General features: G+C 69.0%; 18 protein-coding genes and 1 riboswitch. Of the genes, 9 read left to right on the top strand and 9 right to left on the bottom strand.

Annotated features, from left to right (window positions below; all coding sequences use genetic code 11):
- Window positions 1-27: 27 nt before the first annotated feature.
- The gene (locus F8178_RS14375) at window positions 28-450 is read right to left on the bottom strand and encodes a cyclic nucleotide-binding domain-containing protein (protein WP_317495287.1); all 423 of its coding nucleotides are present in this window, start codon (window positions 448-450) and stop codon (window positions 28-30) included.
- Window positions 451-675: 225 nt separating this feature from the next.
- On the bottom strand, window positions 676-2,037 hold the full coding sequence (locus F8178_RS14370; protein ID WP_317495286.1) for an FAD-dependent oxidoreductase: 1,362 nt from the start codon (window positions 2,035-2,037) through the stop codon (window positions 676-678).
- Window positions 2,038-2,168: 131 nt separating this feature from the next.
- A riboswitch (cobalamin riboswitch) is annotated at window positions 2,169-2,295 on the top strand.
- Window positions 2,296-2,551: 256 nt separating this feature from the next.
- On the opposite strand from F8178_RS14370, the gene F8178_RS14365 reads away from it, so the two are divergent.
- Genes F8178_RS14365 through F8178_RS14345 form a run of 5 tightly spaced genes read left to right on the top strand, consistent with a single transcriptional unit; the run spans window position 2,552 to window position 6,687 of the window.
- A complete protein-coding gene (locus F8178_RS14365; RefSeq protein WP_317495285.1) occupies window positions 2,552-3,484 on the top strand; it encodes an ABC transporter substrate-binding protein in 933 nt (310 codons plus the stop codon).
- A gap of 3 nt (window positions 3,485-3,487) precedes the next feature.
- Window positions 3,488-4,561 carry an iron ABC transporter permease gene (locus tag F8178_RS14360; RefSeq protein ID WP_317495284.1) on the top strand — a complete coding sequence of 358 codons (1,074 nt, stop codon included), beginning with the start codon at window positions 3,488-3,490 and terminating at the stop codon, window positions 4,559-4,561.
- Complete coding sequence (locus F8178_RS14355) at window positions 4,554-5,294, top strand: ABC transporter ATP-binding protein (RefSeq protein WP_317495283.1); 741 nt, start codon at window positions 4,554-4,556, stop codon at window positions 5,292-5,294. The genes F8178_RS14360 and F8178_RS14355 overlap by 8 nt, the downstream gene beginning before the upstream one ends.
- Window positions 5,295-5,314: 20 nt before the next feature.
- Window positions 5,315-5,527, top strand: coding sequence for a hypothetical protein (locus tag F8178_RS14350; protein ID WP_317495282.1), 213 nt, complete (start codon window positions 5,315-5,317; stop codon window positions 5,525-5,527).
- The gene (locus tag F8178_RS14345) at window positions 5,524-6,687 is read left to right on the top strand and encodes a copper chaperone PCu(A)C (RefSeq protein ID WP_317495281.1); all 1,164 of its coding nucleotides are present in this window, start codon (window positions 5,524-5,526) and stop codon (window positions 6,685-6,687) included. The genes F8178_RS14350 and F8178_RS14345 overlap by 4 nt, the downstream gene beginning before the upstream one ends.
- A 36-nt stretch (window positions 6,688-6,723) precedes the next feature.
- Here the strand turns inward: F8178_RS14345 and F8178_RS14340 are convergent, their stop codons facing one another.
- Window positions 6,724-7,071: a glutaredoxin domain-containing protein gene (locus tag F8178_RS14340; protein ID WP_317495280.1), complete on the bottom strand. Its 348-nt coding sequence runs from the start codon at window positions 7,069-7,071 to the stop codon at window positions 6,724-6,726.
- Window positions 7,068-7,448 (bottom strand): hypothetical protein, encoded by a 381-nt coding sequence (locus F8178_RS14335; RefSeq protein ID WP_317495279.1) that lies wholly within the window; start codon window positions 7,446-7,448, stop codon window positions 7,068-7,070. The genes F8178_RS14340 and F8178_RS14335 overlap by 4 nt, the downstream gene beginning before the upstream one ends.
- Window positions 7,449-7,595: 147 nt before the next feature.
- Between F8178_RS14335 and F8178_RS14330 the strand changes: the two genes are divergently transcribed.
- From F8178_RS14330 to F8178_RS14315, 4 genes are all read left to right on the top strand, one after another.
- Window positions 7,596-8,489, top strand: a complete 894-nt coding sequence (locus F8178_RS14330) for an alpha/beta hydrolase (protein WP_317495278.1) — start codon at window positions 7,596-7,598, stop codon at window positions 8,487-8,489.
- Between the two features lie 111 nt (window positions 8,490-8,600).
- Window positions 8,601-10,235, top strand: a complete 1,635-nt coding sequence (locus F8178_RS14325; RefSeq protein ID WP_317495277.1) for a multicopper oxidase domain-containing protein — start codon at window positions 8,601-8,603, stop codon at window positions 10,233-10,235.
- Between the two features lies 1 nt (window position 10,236).
- Window positions 10,237-10,773 carry a hypothetical protein gene (locus tag F8178_RS14320; protein ID WP_317495276.1) on the top strand — a complete coding sequence of 179 codons (537 nt, stop codon included), beginning with the start codon at window positions 10,237-10,239 and terminating at the stop codon, window positions 10,771-10,773.
- A gap of 77 nt (window positions 10,774-10,850) precedes the next feature.
- Window positions 10,851-11,750, top strand: a complete 900-nt coding sequence (locus tag F8178_RS14315) for a patatin-like phospholipase family protein (protein ID WP_317495275.1) — start codon at window positions 10,851-10,853, stop codon at window positions 11,748-11,750.
- Window positions 11,751-11,785: 35 nt separating this feature from the next.
- On the opposite strand, the gene F8178_RS14310 is transcribed toward F8178_RS14315, so the two are convergent.
- The 5 genes from F8178_RS14310 to F8178_RS14290 form a co-directional block, all read right to left on the bottom strand.
- Window positions 11,786-12,343 (bottom strand): DUF302 domain-containing protein, encoded by a 558-nt coding sequence (locus F8178_RS14310; protein WP_317495274.1) that lies wholly within the window; start codon window positions 12,341-12,343, stop codon window positions 11,786-11,788.
- A 529-nt stretch (window positions 12,344-12,872) separates the two neighbouring features.
- A complete protein-coding gene (locus tag F8178_RS14305) occupies window positions 12,873-13,106 on the bottom strand; it encodes a hypothetical protein (protein WP_317495273.1) in 234 nt (77 codons plus the stop codon).
- A gap of 68 nt (window positions 13,107-13,174) precedes the next feature.
- Window positions 13,175-13,936: a hypothetical protein gene (locus tag F8178_RS14300; protein ID WP_317495272.1), complete on the bottom strand. Its 762-nt coding sequence runs from the start codon at window positions 13,934-13,936 to the stop codon at window positions 13,175-13,177.
- Window positions 13,937-13,938: 2 nt separating this feature from the next.
- Window positions 13,939-14,499: a DUF302 domain-containing protein gene (locus F8178_RS14295; protein ID WP_317495271.1), complete on the bottom strand. Its 561-nt coding sequence runs from the start codon at window positions 14,497-14,499 to the stop codon at window positions 13,939-13,941.
- Window positions 14,500-14,755: 256 nt separating this feature from the next.
- Window positions 14,756-15,286: a hypothetical protein gene (locus tag F8178_RS14290; RefSeq protein ID WP_317495270.1), complete on the bottom strand. Its 531-nt coding sequence runs from the start codon at window positions 15,284-15,286 to the stop codon at window positions 14,756-14,758.
- Between the last annotated feature and the right edge of the window lie 280 nt (window positions 15,287-15,566).

The following is a 15,566-nucleotide window of genomic DNA, read 5'->3' as shown; positions in this document are numbered from 1 at the left end:
CGCCGGTGGTACTACCGCCGCGCCGTCTCAGGCGCCGGCCGTGTCGCCGTCCCGGCCGGTTGTGTCGAGCACCCGGCGGAACGCGGGGACCCGCTCCAGCAGCCGATCGAGGTCGCCACCGTCGATGCGCAGCAGCTCAACCGGCTCTCGTGTCGACACGGTCGCCGAACGCAGTCGCCCGTGCCGCAGTGCCATCTCCCCGACCACATCGCCTGGCCCGAGCTCGGCCACCAGATCCTGCCCGGAGTAGATCCCGACGATGCCCGACAGCAGAATGTAGCAGGCATCCCCTGGCGTCTGCTCGTGGATCAGGGCCCAGTTCGCGGGCAGGCTCGCGCGCGTGCTCGCCCGCACGATCGCGTTGACCTCCGACTGCGTCAACTCCTCGAACGCGGGGAATCGGTGCAGGTAACGAGCTTCGGAGCCTTCCTTGGGAACCCGCGTGGCCATGCTCTCTCCTTGCCGGGCGTCGTCGCCTGTGCTCGCCTGTGGTCGGTTGTCACCGACACTGCTTCCGGCAGGATACCTGGGTGGGGTGCGAGCCGAAGGACTCCGCGGGTGCGTATGTGGTACCCAAGGGTCCCTTCGGCTCCATCCGGTCGTGCGCAGGGCCTGAGCCGAAGGGCCTCTTGGGTGCATCGTGTGTACCCAGGGAGTCCTTCGGCTCGCACCCCCTCACCCACCTGCGCGGCGGGCGGTGCGGCCGCCGTGACTGCCGAAGAACTGGGCGGCGGCTTGCTGCAGCGCGATCGACCAGGTGGGGTAGGGGTGGATGGTCTGGGCGAGCCTGCCGGTGAACATGCCGGTGTCGATCGCCAGTGTCGCCTCGCTGATCAGCTCGCCCGCGCGTTCGGCGACCACGGTGGCGCCGAGCAGCTTGCCGCCGCCGAGCCGTCCGAGACCGCGCCGTGGGCCGGCGATGAGCTTGACGAACCCCGTGGTGGCGCCCGCGGTCACCGCCCGGTCGACCTCGGCCATCGGTAGGTAGGCCACCCGCACCCGGTGATCGGTGACGTCGTGTTCGAACGTGCCCACGGTGGCGACCTCGGGCGTGGTGAACACCACCTCCGGGATCGCGCCGGTGCCGAACACCGGCTTCCTGGTACGTCGCAGCGCCGCCGTCGCCGCGACGCGCCCCATCGCATACGCGGCGTGGGTGTGCCCGGAGAGGCCTGTCACGTCGCCCGCCGCGGTGATGCCGGGCACGGTGGTGCGCAGGTGGCGGTCCACCACGACGAACCCGCGATGGTCGGTAGCTACGCCCGCGGCGTCCAGCCCGAGGTCCGCGGTCACCGGGGCGCGCCCAGTGGTGACCAGGAGGCGCTGCGCCGAGAGTGTCGCGGAGCCGGCCGTCAGAGTGATCTCCTGGCCATCGCCGTGCACCGAGGACACCGGCGCGTCCACCCGCACGTCCACCCCGTCCGCGGCCAGCGACTCGCCGATCAGCGCCGAGACATCCGGGTCCGTTCCGGGAAGCAACGTGCCCTCGGACTCCACAAGGGATACCGGAATGCCGAGCCGTGCGAAGGCCTGGGCGAGCTCGCACCCGTTCGCCCCGCCACCGAGGATGGCCAGCGAGTCCGGAGCGGCTTCCAGGTCGAACACCGTGTCGGTGGTCAGTACCGGCACGTCCGCCAGGTTGCCGATCGGCGGCACCATCGGGGCGCTGCCCGTGGCGAGCACCATCCGCGGGGCGCGCACCACGCGCGTTCCCACCTGGATGCGGTCGCGGGAGAGCAGCCGGGCGTGCCCCCGCATCACGTCGATGCCGCGTGCCCGCAGCACGCTTTCGTCCTCGGTCGCCCCGATCCGCGCCACCACCTCCCGGGCCCTGGCCATGGCCCTGCCGAACGGCAACCCGGCCGCGGCCGCCTCGATCACCGTTTTCGACGGCACGCACCCGGTGAACGTGCAGTCCCCGCCCGGTGGTGATTCCGTGACCAGCAATGTGGTCGCACCCTGCCGCACGCCGGTCGACGCGGCGGCGAGTCCGGCGGCTCCGCCGCCGAGTACCACGAGATCGTATTCCTGCACCACGCACCCTCCCTGTGTCGCACCCTGGGACGGGGTGCGCTCGCACGTGGTTCCAGTGTCGGCCACTCAGCCGAACCTCCACCACCGACTGTCGGCGCGGTGACACCGTGAGCATGCCCACGACGGTGACGACCGTCGTGCGGTGAGCTGCTAGCCTGGCCCAGCCACGCGTGCAGCGAAGTCCGGTGTGAATCCGGCGCTGTCCCGCAACTGTGAGTCCCCGAGGGGACGAGCCAGGTCGCCTGCGCGGGTGGGACGAATGCAGCTCTCGAGGAGGGGCTCTTCGTCGACGCCACGTCGTCGAAAAGCATCCGACTCGACAGATGAGTGGAAGGATGCGGTATCCGTGTCGTTACGACACTCTCTGTCGGCCGTTTCCGCGTGTTCAGTACTACTCATCGCCGCATGTGCGAGCGACGCATCGCAACGCGACGGTGACGCCGGTACGGGTGGGGGAGTCACCTTCACCGATCTACGCGGTACTCAGCTGACCCTGGACGAGCCGGCGTCGCGGATCGTGACCATTCCGATCCCGCACGCCGCGATGGTGATCGCGCTGGACGGCGGTACCGACCGTCTGGCAGGCATGAATCCGAGCTCGGCGAAGGCGATCGAGGACGGCATCCTCGGCGAGTTCTTTCCCGAGGCTTCAGAGATCCCCAGCGACATCACCGACGAGTCGTTCGCGCCGAACATCGAGACCGTCGCCGGGCTCGATCCGGACCTGGTGCTGCAATGGTCCGACCGTGGCGACGAGATCGTCAGACCACTGGAGAACGCGGGCCTGACCACCGCCGCGCTGACCTCGTCGACCCAGGACGAGCTCGAAGCCGCCCTCAAGATGGTCGGTGCCGCCATCGGCGAGGATGACCGGGCCGAGCGGATCCTCGACTGGCACGACGAGGTGCGCCGCGAGCTGGCGGAACTCGACCCGCCGGAGCAGCGGCCGTCGGTGCTGTACTTCCACCGCATGGCCGAGGAGCTCCGGGTGTCCGGGTCGGACACCTACAACGACTTCTACATCGAGCTGGCAGGCGGCACGAACGCGGCCGCCGAGATCACCGGGCGGCACGTCGTCGAGCCGGAGCAGGTCGCCGCGTGGGACCCGGACGTCATCCTGGTGGGCAGCTTCGACGATGCGACCGTCGACGACGTCGCCGAACACCCGGCCTGGCGGGAACTCACCGCGGTCACCGAGCGCCGCGTGTACCAGGTACCGCTGGGTGGCTACCGCTGGGACCCACCGAGTCACGAATCACCGCTGATGTGGCAGTGGCTCGCGCAGCTACTGCACCCGGACGGGATCGATGTGGACCTGCCGGAGCAAATCCGGGAGCACTACGACTTCCTGTACGACCAGCAGGCGGTCAGTGATGAGCAGATCCGCGAGATCCTGCGGGCCGAGCTCAACGCCGGTACCGCGGGCTACGACCGCGTCCTGCGGGAGTAACCGGTGGTCCGGACACCGGAGACCACCGCGAGCTGGGCCGGGTCCACACGGCGACTCGGGCGCTTGTCTACCGCGACGGTCATGGTCTGGCTGGCCGTGGCCGCGATTGGTGCCGGGGTGCTCGCGCTCGGTTTCGGTCGATTGGCGATCCCGCCGGACGTTGTGGTGCGGATCCTGGCGAGCCAGATCGTGCCGCTGGAGGCAGGCTGGAGCGGCACCGAGCAACAGATCGTCGAGGCGGTCCGGGCGCCGCGCGTGTTGCTGTCCATGCTGGTCGGAGCGGGCCTGGCCTGCGCTGGTGCGGTACTACAGGGTGTGCTGCGGAACCCGCTGGTCTCCCCGCAGATCCTGGGTGTCCAGTCGGGAGCGTCGTTCGGTGGGGCGCTGGCGCTGTTACTTGGGGCAAGCTCGGTGCTGCTGGTCGGTGGGGCGTTCGCGTTCGGTTTCCTTGCGCTGATCGCGGCGATGGTGCTCAGCAAGGTGCACGGACGCCGCACGGTACTGATGCTGATCCTCGCGGGCATCGTGGTCGGCGGCTTCTTCGCCGCACTGGTCTCCGGGGTCACCTACCTCGCCGATCCGGAGGAGAACCTGCCGAGCATCGTATTCTGGCTCCTCGGGAGCTTGGCGACGGCCACGTGGGACAAGGTCGCCATCGCGGCGCTGCCGGTGCTGGCCGGTGTGGCGACGATGCTGGTGTTGCGATGGCGCATCAACATCCTGGCGCTCGGCGACGATGACGCACGGGCGCTCGGCGTCGAGCCTGCGGTGCTGCGCTGGGTGTTGCTGTGTTCTGCGGCCGTCGTGGTCGCCGGAACCGTGGCTGTTGGCGGTGTCATCACCTGGGTGGGGTTGGTGATCCCGCACATCGTCCGCATGATGCTCGGTCCGGACAACCGGGTGCTGATCCCTGCCTGCGTCTTCCTCGGCGCCGCGTACCTCACGGTCATGGACACCGCGGCGCGCACCCTCACCGCCTCCGAGATCCCGCTCGGGGTACTGACCGCGCTGGTCGGCGCGCCGATCTTCTTCGTGGTCCTGAGACGGACCCAGGCACGGGGGTGGAACGATGCTTGAGCTGCACGGTGTCGGTCACCGTTACGGCCACAGTGACTTCCTGTTCCGCGAGCTCGACCTCCGTGTCGACACCGGGGAGATCGTGGCGTTGCTGGCCCCGAACGGTCGCGGCAAGTCAACCCTGCTGCGCGGGGCGGCTCGGCTGCAACCGTTCACCGAAGGGTCGGCCGTCGCAGCGGAGACCGTCGGGTTCGTCCCGCAGGCCACGCAGGTGACGTTCGGCTTCTCGGTGTTCGACATGGTGCTCATGGGAAGGGCGCGCCACCTCGGGCCGCTGACCAGCCCGGGGCCGACCGACCGGGAACGCGCGGCCGAGGCGCTGGCTGCCACCGGCCTGTCCGAGCTGGCCGAGCGGCCGTTTCCCAGCCTGTCGGGGGGCGAGCAACAGCTGGTGCTGATCGCGCGCGCTATGGCCTCGGAGGCCAGGCTGTTGCTGCTCGACGAGCCCACGGCAGCCCTCGACCTGGCTAATCAGGGTGTGGTGTTGCGCCTGCTCATCGAGCTGGCCACGGACGGCTACGGCGTGCTGTTCTCCACCCACCAACCCGACCACGCACTCGCCGTGGCCACCCGCGCCGCGCTGCTCGCCGCGCCACGCGACCTGCGTGTCGGCAAGCCGGAGAAGGTCCTCACCGAGGAGGCACTCTCCGAGCTGTACGGCCTGCCGATGCGGCGGATGCGCGTGTCCACACCGGACTCCGACGAGCTCCGCATCGCGGTGCAGTACACCTGACCGTACCGAGGAGGTTCACCATGACCGAGACCGTCAGCGACCTGTCCCGGCTACGGAGCAGCGTCAAGGAGCAGGCGGAGGACGCGTTGGCCACCAGCGCTTGCCTCGGCCGATCCTCCCTCGCGGGCGCTGACCTGCCGGGCGGCTGCTTTCAGCAGGCCGATGAGCGGGATCGGCGCGGGTACCGCGCCGTGCTCCCGATGATCGCCACACATCAGGAGGTCTGGGGATGACACACTCTCCTGTGGTGGTACTACTCGGCAGGGGGATGCCGAAGGGTGAGCAGCGAGCGGCACTGCAACGCACCGCCGAATCGCTGCTCGACGAGGGCGTTACCGGCCGGGCCGAGGTGGCCTTCCTCGAGATGACCGCGCCGGGGCTGCAGGACGTGCTGCTGGCACTGGCCGCCGAGGGGGAGGTCGACATCCTCGTGATACCGGCGTTCGTCCCGTTCGACAGGAACATCAAGGCGTGGCTGCCGCGCGCGATCAGCCAGTGGCTCGGCGAGCTGGATCAGCCGCCCCGGGTGCGGTTCGGTCCACCGATGGAGTCCGGTGAGCATGTCGACCGCGCCGTGCGCGACTCGGTGCGTACCGCCCACGAGGCCGAGGACGTTGCCACATCAGTACGGCCGATGCGGTACCGGCCCGGCAGCGCGCGCGTACCGGTGCACCGGCGACACGTCCTGGTCTGTGTCGGCCCCCGCTGTGTGGCCGCCGGGGCGTGGGAGGCGCTGGACGGCATGCGCAGCGCGGTGGCTCGAGCCGGTGTGGACCGCGGTGCGGACAAGGCGTTGGTGACCAGGGCAGGCTGCCTCGGACCGTGCACCATGGCGCCGGTCACGCTGGTTTACCCGGAAGGCGCGTGGTACCCGAACGTCGATGCCGAAGTGATCGAGACCGTGGTCGACGAGCACCTCGTCGGTGGGGTGCCGGTGGCGCGGCTGGCGGCACGTTCCGGCGACACCGCGCTGGTCGACAGGCACAACGAGGGCGTGGCCGACGACCCGCTCGTCGACCAGCACGTCGGCGACATCCGGCTGCACGGGCTGTACGCCAAGCGCGGGATGCACGATCCGGAGGCGGCAGCGGTGTTCGGGGAGATCGGCGTGGCCAGCGGCAGCGACACCCTGCTGTCGGCTTCCAGCGAGCTCGCGCACGGCGCGGCGCTGCACGACCCGCGCCGTGAGGACTCCGAACTGGCATTCCCGGTTCCGGTGTCGGCTCGGGAACCGATCTCGCTCGCCCCCGGTGAGCTGCACCTCATGCTGTTCGGGGCGATGAACGCCACCAGCGAAGGCCGCACCGTGCCGGTGCGGCTGACCTTCGCCGAGGCGGGGGAGGTCGAACTCATGCTTCCGGTGCATGCGCTGCGGGCCGGGATGAACCACTGACCCCTGGCCCGGCGGGAACGGCGGAACCGCGTGCCGTCACCGCCGCGGCCACCACCGGCGCCTGCCGCGTGCCGATCGTGGCGGCAACAGCTCGGGTGCCTCCTCCCGCACGACCTCGAGGACCGTGCGGGCGCCGGGGTTGACCATCGCACGTTCACCGACGAACACGGTGGGAACGGTCTCGTCACCGCCGGTGGCTGCGCGCACCCGGGCAGCGGCGGCGGGGTCGCGCCAGATGTTGACTTCGCGCATCGGGAGCTTGGCGCGGCGCAGGGCGGTGCGCAGCAGCGTGCAGAACGGGCAGCCGGGTCGCCAGTAGAACTCGACGGCGACGCCCGTATCGTTCATGGCGCTGTCCGCGCCACCGGTTTCGTCGGTGCTCATGCGAAGGTCCCCAACCACGTGGTGAGCGCGTACAACGCGACATAGGTGCCGACGGCCACGGCGAGCGTCCCCGCCAGGCGCCACCGCCAGCGGCGCAGGCCCGCGACGCTGCACTGGTCGCGGCGGCGCAGGCTCAGCCACACCAGCAGCGCCAGCACCGCCAGCCCTGCCAGCCGGAACCACCAGGCGTAGCCGTCGTAGAGCTCGGTGGCCCACACGAACGCGGTTCCCGCGCTGACCACGCCGAGCAGCGCCAGCACGGTCGGCCCGACGCAGCACAGGATGCCGACCAGCCCACCGGCGAGGCCGGTGCGCCACACCGGAAGGCGCTGCCGCACGGTCTCTCCCACCCGCTGCTGCGCTGTCTGTTCAACCATGTCCGATGGTGGCCTCACCCGAGCACCGTCCCTTCCCTGTTGTCTACCGGCCATCCCAGCATTCCCTGTCCGGGTTTCGCTCGCACAGTGTCAGCGGCATGACAGCAGGCACCGGTGCCGGGCCGGACCGGGCTTTAGGCTCGCGGGATGGCACGGACCGGGAAGCAGGCGGTTGCCGAGTGGCACAGCGGCGGCCAGTGGGTGACGGTTCCCCAGGGGCGGGTGTTCGTCCGCGCGACCGAAGGCACCGAGGGCAGGGGCCCGCGCCTGGTGTTCCTGCACGGGTACCCGAGTAGTGGGTACGACTTCCGTGGTGTGCTCGATCGGCTCGCGGGCCGTGCGACGTTGACGCTGGATTTCCCCGGGTTCGGGCTTTCCGACAAGCCGCGCCCGCACGGGTACACGCTCTTCGAACACGCCGATGTCGTCGAGTGGGTACTCGCGCGGTACTCCGAGGAACCGGTGTACCTCGTGGCACACGATATGGGGACCTCGGTGGCGACCGAGCTCATGGCGCGCGACCGTGATGGTGAACTCGGTTTCGACCTGTCAGGGGTGGTGCTATCCAACGGCGGCATCATCATCGAGCGGGCCAGCCTGCGCCCTGCACAGCGCGCGTTGCTGAGCCCGCTGGGGCCGCTGGTGGCTCGGCTGACCAACCGCCCGATGTTCGTGCGGCAGTTCGGCAGGCTGTTCTCCGCCGAGCACCCGCTGGGCCGCACCGAAGCCGAGGCACAGTGGGCGCTGCTCGCCCGGCAGAACGGCCACCGGATCCTTCACCTGCTGTGCCGGTACGTCCGCGAGCGGGCGGTGTACGCCCACCGCTGGCACGGCGCGATCCGGCACTGGGACCAACCGGTCAGCTTCCTGTGGGGACTCCAGGACCCGGTGGCCACCACCGACGTGTTGGCAGGGCTGCGACAGCTACGTCCGTCCGCGCCGGTGGTGGAGCTGCCGGAGCTGGGGCATTACCCGCAGATCGAGGCACCGGAGGTCGTCGCCGAGGCCGTGCTCTGGTTGATCGGCCACCCGGAGGGGTGATTCTGGTGCGAACGTGGCATGCACGGCCGTCGCCGCAGGTTACCGGGATGGTCACGTACGCGTGGAAGCGCACGCAGACGCACTGCCAGGCGGCTCGAAGGAGTGGGTGAGGTGGACCGCAGGACAGTACTGAAGAACGCCGGGCTGGCCGTGATGGGCGGGCTCGTGGTGCCGCGCTCGGCGGCGTCGCCGTCGAGCGGCCCGGTGAGCGGGGTCGAGGGCGAGCCGCTGCGCGACCTGCCTGAGGTGCGCAGCAGCGGTGGCGTCCTCGATCATCAGCTGAACATGGCCGCCGAGCGGGTCGAGGTCGGGGACCGCGTGATCACGGTGGATACCTACAACGGCACGATGCCCGGCCCGATCCTGCGCTTCCGACCCGGTGAGCAAGTGCGGCTGCTGCTGCGCAACAACATGCACCCGATGGGGATCCCGCCGAACGGGCCACCACCGCTGTGCGCCCCGCCTCCGGGGGAGGACTCCCCAGGAGGGCCGTTGGAGTGCCTGCCGCACGCGGCTGGACACCTCGCCGAGGGCGAGACGTTGGCGCAGACCTCGGTGGCCACGAACATCCACACCCACGGGCTGCAGGTCTCCCCTGAGGGCCGTGCGGACAACGTCTTCCTGCGCATCGACCCCGGCCAGCGGCACCAGTACGTCTACGACATCCCGGACGATCAGCCGGCCGGGTTGCACTGGTACCACCCGCACTTCCACGGCTCGACCTCGCATCAGGGCTGGGCCGGACTGTCCGGGCCGATGATCGTGGAGGGCGACATCGACCGGGTGCCCGAGATCGCCGACATGCGCGAGCGCACCATGGTGATCAACGAGCTGTGGCTCAACGAGGACGGCGAGGTCCCCACCGCGATGGTGCTGCCCTCAGGCGGCCAGGTGCCGTTCACCTCCGTTCCCGCCGTGCCGACCACCATGACCTTCACGCTCAACGGCCAGCTGGTCCCGGAGATCGACATGCGCCCCGGCGAGGCGCAACGGTGGCGTGTGCTCAACGCGTCGCCGCACCGCGCCGTCTGGTTGCAGGCCGACGGACACGAGCTGTACAAGATCGGCCAGGACGGGATCCCGTTCGAGCGACCCAAACGGGTGGACTCGGTGATGCTCAGCGCCGGTAACCGCGCCGAGTTCATCATCACCGCGGGAGATCCGGGCCGGTATCCGGTGGTGGCCCGCCGCTACGACCAGGGACACCCGGGTGGGGCGCGGCCGGCGGTACAGCTGGGCACGCTGGTGATCGACGGCGCGACTGCCGGGGGGCGTATCCCCAGGGAGCTTGTCGACGCGCCCGCCGTGCCGGACTTACCGGTCACGCGACGGCGCACGTTGGTGTTCAGCGGGGACATCTCGGGCCACGACGGCGCGGGCGTGCGCTTCTTCATCGACGACCAGCTTTACCGGCACGACCGGATCGACCAGGAGGTCGAAGCGGGCACCGTCGAGGAGTGGCGGCTGGTCAACGAGGACGTCTTCCAGCACCCGTTCCACATCCACGTGAACCCGTTCCGCATCGTCGACGTGAAGGGCATCCCGCCGGGTGATTCGTCGTGGGAGACCGATCCGAGCATCTGGTGGGATGTCTTCCGGCTGCCCCCGAAGGGGGAGGTGACCATGCGGACCTACTTCCGCCCCGACATCACGGGCAAGACCGTCTACCACTGCCACATTCTGCCGCACGAGGACAACGGCATGATGGGCAACGTGCTGATCTCCCCGGAAGGGGAGGTGACCTGAGATGGGCTCACGCATCGCACTTGTCGCGGGAATGGGAGCCGTCGTACTGGTCACGGCGACCGGTGATACCCAAGACGGGCTTCCGGGGCAACCCCTGGAGTCCGATGAGGCCTACATCCTCACCCAGCAACACCGGGACAACCTCCCGTGGTGGAACAACACCTGGGTGCCACAAACAGTGCCGTCCGGGGCGCACATCCAGGTGCAGCTGCCCAGTGACCCGGTCGAATGGGTCCCGGAGCACGGGCGGGACTGCGAGCCGAGCCCGGTGGCCGATCTGGTGCCGACGTCGCTGCTGCCGCTACGCGCCGATGTCGAGCTGCTCGACACCGACACGTTGCCCAACTCAGACCGGATGACGGGCAGCTCGGAGATCTCGGTGTTCAGCTACCGCGTCAGCGGGGTCGGGATCGCTGCGGTCTGCCTGCGTCCCGAACCGGACCCCGCCGATCCCGCGCAGCTCGGCTTTCCGCCCGGCACACCGAGCGACTACGTGGTGACGCTCGTGGTCGGCGTGCCGCAGGCGAGCCTGCCCTAACGGTGTCAGGGCGGTGACAGTTCCGGTACCGGTCGCGAGCCGTTCGGGTTGTTCCCGGTGACCGGAAGGAGGCAGCGATGGCGGCAGCGACTCGGGACGACAGTGGACCGGTGACGTTCGTTCTCTCCGGCGGTGGGACGGCGGGTGCTGTGCAGGTGGGGATGCTCCAGGCACTGTACGAGCGCGGGATCGCCCCGGAGACCATCGTCGCGGCTTCGGTCGGGGCGATCAACGGCGCGTTCATCGCATCCCGTCCACCCACGGTGTCGGCGGTTGAGGAGCTGGCCGAGGTCTGGCGTTCGTTGCGCAGCCGGGACATCTTCCCGGTGAATCCGCTGACCGGCTTGTTCGGCGTGTTCGGCTGGAGCTCCCACCTGGTGAGCGCCAGGGGGTTGCGGGAGCTGATCGAGACATGGGTGGAGTTCGACACCCTCGACCAGGCGCCGACCCCGTTCTCGGTGATCGCCACCGATGTGCTCAGCGGCGAGGAGGTGCGGCTGAGCGAGGGGTCGACGGTGAGCGCGATCCTCGCCAGCGCCGCGATCCCCGGGGTCTTCCCGCCCGTACGGCGTGACGGCAGGAAGCTCGTGGACGGTGGCGTCACGAACAATACCCCGCTGTCCCACGCGGTGCGCCTCGGAGCTCGCCGCATCTACGTGCTGTCCGCAGGGTATGCGTGCGCGCTGGAGGAGGTACCTGGCAGCGCCATGGGGGTGGTGCTGCAATCGCTCAGCGTGCTCGTGCAGCAGCGACTGGTCGCCGACATCGGGCAGGTACCCGCCGATGTCGAGCTGACCGTGCTCCCGCTGCCGTGCCCGCTCGACGTCTCGCCCGTGGACTTCTCCCGCGCCGGAGAGCTCATCGAGCGCGGCAAGGAGAGCGCCCGATCCTTTCTCGCGGACCGGGTGCCGTCCGGCGACGCCGCCGGGAACGTCATGCCACATCGGCACGGCGGAGCCGCACCTCATCCGGTATGACGCCGGCGTGTTACGCATCCCGCGCTACGCGGGCGTCACGTGGCCGCGTCGGCGATTTCGGCTGCGAGCTCGGACATGGTTTCGCCGCGGTCGGTGAGGTCGTTGTCGATGGCGGTGAACAGGGGTGCGGGGTCGAAGTAGCTGATGTGGGTGGTGCCGTCGTGGGACCAGATGTGCATGCGGAGGGGGATGACGGTGCCGATGGCGGGGGTGGTCTCGAAGAAGTCGTGTTCGTCTTGGGGGTCGCCGATGAAGAAGCTGTGGGCTCCGTCGAGGTCGCGTCCGTGTTCTTCGAGGGCTTCTTGCTGGTTGACGGCGCCGAGTATCGCCATTCCGGCTTCGGAGGAGGCCCTGCCGACCCGTCCCACGGTCTGACCGAACGACCGATCGGATATGTAGGTCATCAAGGTCGTGGTCACATCCGGATCACCGTTGGCGTCGTTCGCCGCAGCCTGTTCCTGATCGCCTGCGTCCCGATCCCCGGCTGCGGTCTCCTCCGTACCGCACGCCGCGGCCACCAGCGCGATGACCGAGGTGCCGATGGCGAGGCCGGTCGCACGAGACCGGCGTCCAGTCCTGGTGGGGATCCGCACGACTACCCTCCGATAGGGACGTTGTAGTTTCGTAAGTCTGCTAGCCACACCGCACGACCATCGACGCGTGACGGTCCGGTATCGCGTGTTGCTGCCCGTTCGGGTAAGCCGGTGCCGCCACCGGTACGTGGCACGCACACGAAAGGAACATTACGCTTCAGCCGTTGGGCGTGCGACCGCGGTGATGGGTACGTGCGGCGCCGTTGGCCGGAGCAAGACTATGACCAGGATAGATACCTGAAGGATCCCCAGCAGTATCACCGAGGGGAGTGATCCGGTCGCGAGGTTGGTCAGTCCGGTGACAGCCCGGCGCGCTTATTCATATGTCGGGCTATTCTCCCGCCCGTCGCCCACCACCACCCGAATCGGAGGCGCTTCGCGCCCGCTTCCTGTGTCCACGTGACCGAACATCATGCTTTACCTGCAGTTTCCGCCTGCGAGTCGGCTATGCCGACCCCCGTCCGAAAACTTGTGAATAGCCCTCCGGGGCGCCCCGGTGGGTCGTGGTGTCGCTGCCGGCAGCGTCTGCTCAGGATGTCCGAGCATCCGCCTGGGAATGCCGCAGTCGCTCGGCGTGCTTCTCGGCGAGCGAGGCCAACCCGGCGAACCTGTCGGCGAGTTGTCGAGGGGTGGTATCGGTGGCTGCGATACGCCACAACACGTCAGCCTTGGCCTCGTACCACGCCGCGACCTCGGAGCTGGTCGACTCGATACCCGGTCGTGCGCGGTGCAGCGTTCCCAGCTCGCGCAGCAGTGCGTCCATCGTGACCACCTCCGGAAGCGGTGTTGCTCGGGAGAACACGGTGGATGCTTCCGGAGGTGGCCCTACTGTCATCCGCCGGACAGTCGGATGCGCCGCAGCACGGTGAGCACCGGCGACCACGCCGGTGCGAGATCTTTGCCGAAACGGTGCACCAGAGCCCCGAGCGTCAGCCCGAAAGCCAGGTGCGCCAGGTAGACCGTGGTGTGGAACGCGACCACGCTGACCGTGCCGAACACGCCACCCACGCCGAGCGCGAGCGGCACCGGTCCGGTAGCGAACCCGATCCCCAGCACGACGCCGTATCCGCCGCCAAGCACGGCGCCCGACCACGCCCGCCACCGGTGAGGGAACCCGCCGAGGAGCAGCGCATAGATGATGCCGAACGCGGCACCGTTCCAGAAATGGTCGGTGTAGCCGAGCAGAGTCGACCACGTGCTCGGTCCTGCCATCATGCGGTCGGCCGCACGCATGCCGATCAGTGTCGGTAGATCGCCGGGCATCGAGCCGAATACCCGGAACCCGGTGATCCGCACGGCTTCCAGCGGCACCGTGGCAACAGCCCCCGCGGCGGCGCCCACCACGATGGCCCGTGATGGACGCCGCCAGCGCAGCAGCAAGGCCAGTACCGTCACAAGGACCAACAGCCCGAACGCGGGTATGCCTACCGACAGCAGCAGCTGCTGGTAGTCGGACTGTGCGGCAGTGGCCATAGCGAAGAGCTGGGCGCCGGAGAGGGTCGCGGCCACAATGGCCAGCACCGTGATCGTGAGGTCCCCGACAGCCCGACCGATGCCGGTGACACCGGCCCCTTCCGCGTGATGGGCCGCCATCGTCACTCGACGGCGCCCGCGATGTCGCTTGCGATGTCGGACATCATCTGGCCGCCTTCGGCGAGGTCGTCGTCGACGGCGGTGAACAGGGGTGCGGGGTCGAAGTAGCTGACGTGGGTGGTGCCGCCGTCGTCGGCCCAGACGTGTACGCGGACGGGGATGACGGCGCCGATGCCGGGGGTGGCCTCGAAGAAGTTCTGCCCGGCTTCGGGGTTGCCGATGAAGAAGCTGTGGGCTCCGTCGAGGTCGAGGCCGGTGGCTTCCAGGGCACCGGCTTGGTTGATGTCGCCGAGCACCATCATCCCGGCCTCGGAGGTGGCCTCCTGCAGACCCTCCACCGTCTCATCGAACGAGTGCTCCGAGACGTGCGTCAGCAATGCCCCGGCCGCGCCCGGATCGTCCTCGGTCTCGGTAGCTGGCGGTTGCTCCTGACCGGCCGCCTCCTGCTCGTCGGAATCGGTGTCCTCGGTACCGCAGGCCGCGGCTACCAGTGACACAGCGGCGGCGCCGATGACGAGGCGGGTCGCGCGAGATCGACGACCGGTGCTTGTGAAGTTCCTCAAGACGATCCTTCCGTTGGTGAACATGTATCTGACGAACCTGTCCCGCCGCGAGAGCGGCGGGACAACCGGCTGCGTAACCCGGTCGGTGATCGGAGGTATTCCAACCCGGAGGGTTATTCACAAGTTTCCGGGCGGGGGTCGGCGCAGCCGACGTGCGAACGGAAACTGTAGGTGACGCATGGTGTTCGGTGTCGTGGAAGCGGGAAGCGGGCGTGGAGCGTCTTCGGTTGGGGTGGTGACCGGAGATGGCCGGTGCTCAGCGGTTCGCGGTCGCGACCTGCTCGGCGGATGCGCTCCGTCGCACCGGGTAGAGCACGGCCAATACCAGGCCGAACGCCCAGTGGCCTGCGAGTGATATCACCGGGACAAGTGGCCCGGCTTCCAGTCCTGCGATGCCCATCCCCAGCAGCGGCTGGAGGAACAGCCAGACTCCGAGTACGGTCTGGACAGTCATGAACATCAGGGCCCGTACCCAGTCGGGGCCCCAAAGCGACGGTGCGATCCCGGCGTAAATGATCGCCAGAACGATCCCGATCGCGTAGTGCGCGGGAACTCCGCCGGCCAGACCTAGATCGAGGTTGGTGCCGAGCATCGCGGGGGTATCCCACCACTCGCGTTTCATCAGCAGGCCGGCGATGTCGAACACCAGTGTGCCTACGAGGCCGGCGAGAACGGCCTTGCCGAAACGAATGCGCATGCTGCTCCTATCCCGTGCCGCCGTGTTCGGGTCCGCGCTTTTCCTGGACGGCACGCCACTGACCCGAACACCACGAAACGGTTCGCGCATCGCGAATGTGTCAGCCCACGGACAGTTCCGTGTCAGCGGAGGTGCGGCCTGTACGACCGTGGGCGACAGCGGAGTGCACCCTTGAGGGCTCGTATCGTCGCGGCGCGTTCGTCGCCGATCGGGCAGCTCGATCGGTGCGCGGCCAGTGCTGACGTCGAGGTACGGGGAAGCTCGTTGTCGACGTATGTCCCCACCGTGTCGTGGCTTCCGGCATGACGCTGAATCATAAGGCGGTAACCCGACTTGTGAATATGACCCGGTGTGATTCCTGCCGCATGCC

It is taken from the genome of Haloechinothrix sp. LS1_15 (assembly GCF_033042135.1).
Lineage (GTDB): Bacteria > Actinomycetota > Actinomycetes > Mycobacteriales > Pseudonocardiaceae > Haloechinothrix.
The sequence above is the reverse complement of the archived record's forward strand: the minus strand, read 5'-3'. Positions and strand labels throughout refer to the sequence as shown.

Bases quoted from the DNA above. Each gene is read 5' to 3' on its own strand.
- F8178_RS14330 (WP_317495278.1), top strand. From the start codon at position 7,596: ATGGCACGGACCGGGAAGCAGGCGGTTGCCGAGTGGCACAGCGGCGGC.
- F8178_RS14345 (WP_317495281.1), top strand. From the start codon at position 5,524: ATGACACACTCTCCTGTGGTGGTACTACTCGGCAGGGGGATGCCGAAG.
- F8178_RS14320 (WP_317495276.1), top strand. From the start codon at position 10,237: ATGGGCTCACGCATCGCACTTGTCGCGGGAATGGGAGCCGTCGTACTG.
- F8178_RS14375 (WP_317495287.1), bottom strand. From the start codon at position 450: ATGGCCACGCGGGTTCCCAAGGAAGGCTCCGAAGCTCGTTACCTGCAC.
- F8178_RS14350 (WP_317495282.1), top strand. From the start codon at position 5,315: ATGACCGAGACCGTCAGCGACCTGTCCCGGCTACGGAGCAGCGTCAAG.
- F8178_RS14300 (WP_317495272.1), bottom strand. From the start codon at position 13,936: ATGGCGGCCCATCACGCGGAAGGGGCCGGTGTCACCGGCATCGGTCGG.
- F8178_RS14290 (WP_317495270.1), bottom strand. From the start codon at position 15,286: ATGCGCGAACCGTTTCGTGGTGTTCGGGTCAGTGGCGTGCCGTCCAGG.
- F8178_RS14305 (WP_317495273.1), bottom strand. From the start codon at position 13,106: ATGGACGCACTGCTGCGCGAGCTGGGAACGCTGCACCGCGCACGACCG.
- F8178_RS14315 (WP_317495275.1), top strand. From the start codon at position 10,851: ATGGCGGCAGCGACTCGGGACGACAGTGGACCGGTGACGTTCGTTCTC.
- F8178_RS14335 (WP_317495279.1), bottom strand. From the start codon at position 7,448: ATGGTTGAACAGACAGCGCAGCAGCGGGTGGGAGAGACCGTGCGGCAG.
- F8178_RS14340 (WP_317495280.1), bottom strand. From the start codon at position 7,071: ATGAGCACCGACGAAACCGGTGGCGCGGACAGCGCCATGAACGATACG.
- F8178_RS14355 (WP_317495283.1), top strand. From the start codon at position 4,554: ATGCTTGAGCTGCACGGTGTCGGTCACCGTTACGGCCACAGTGACTTC.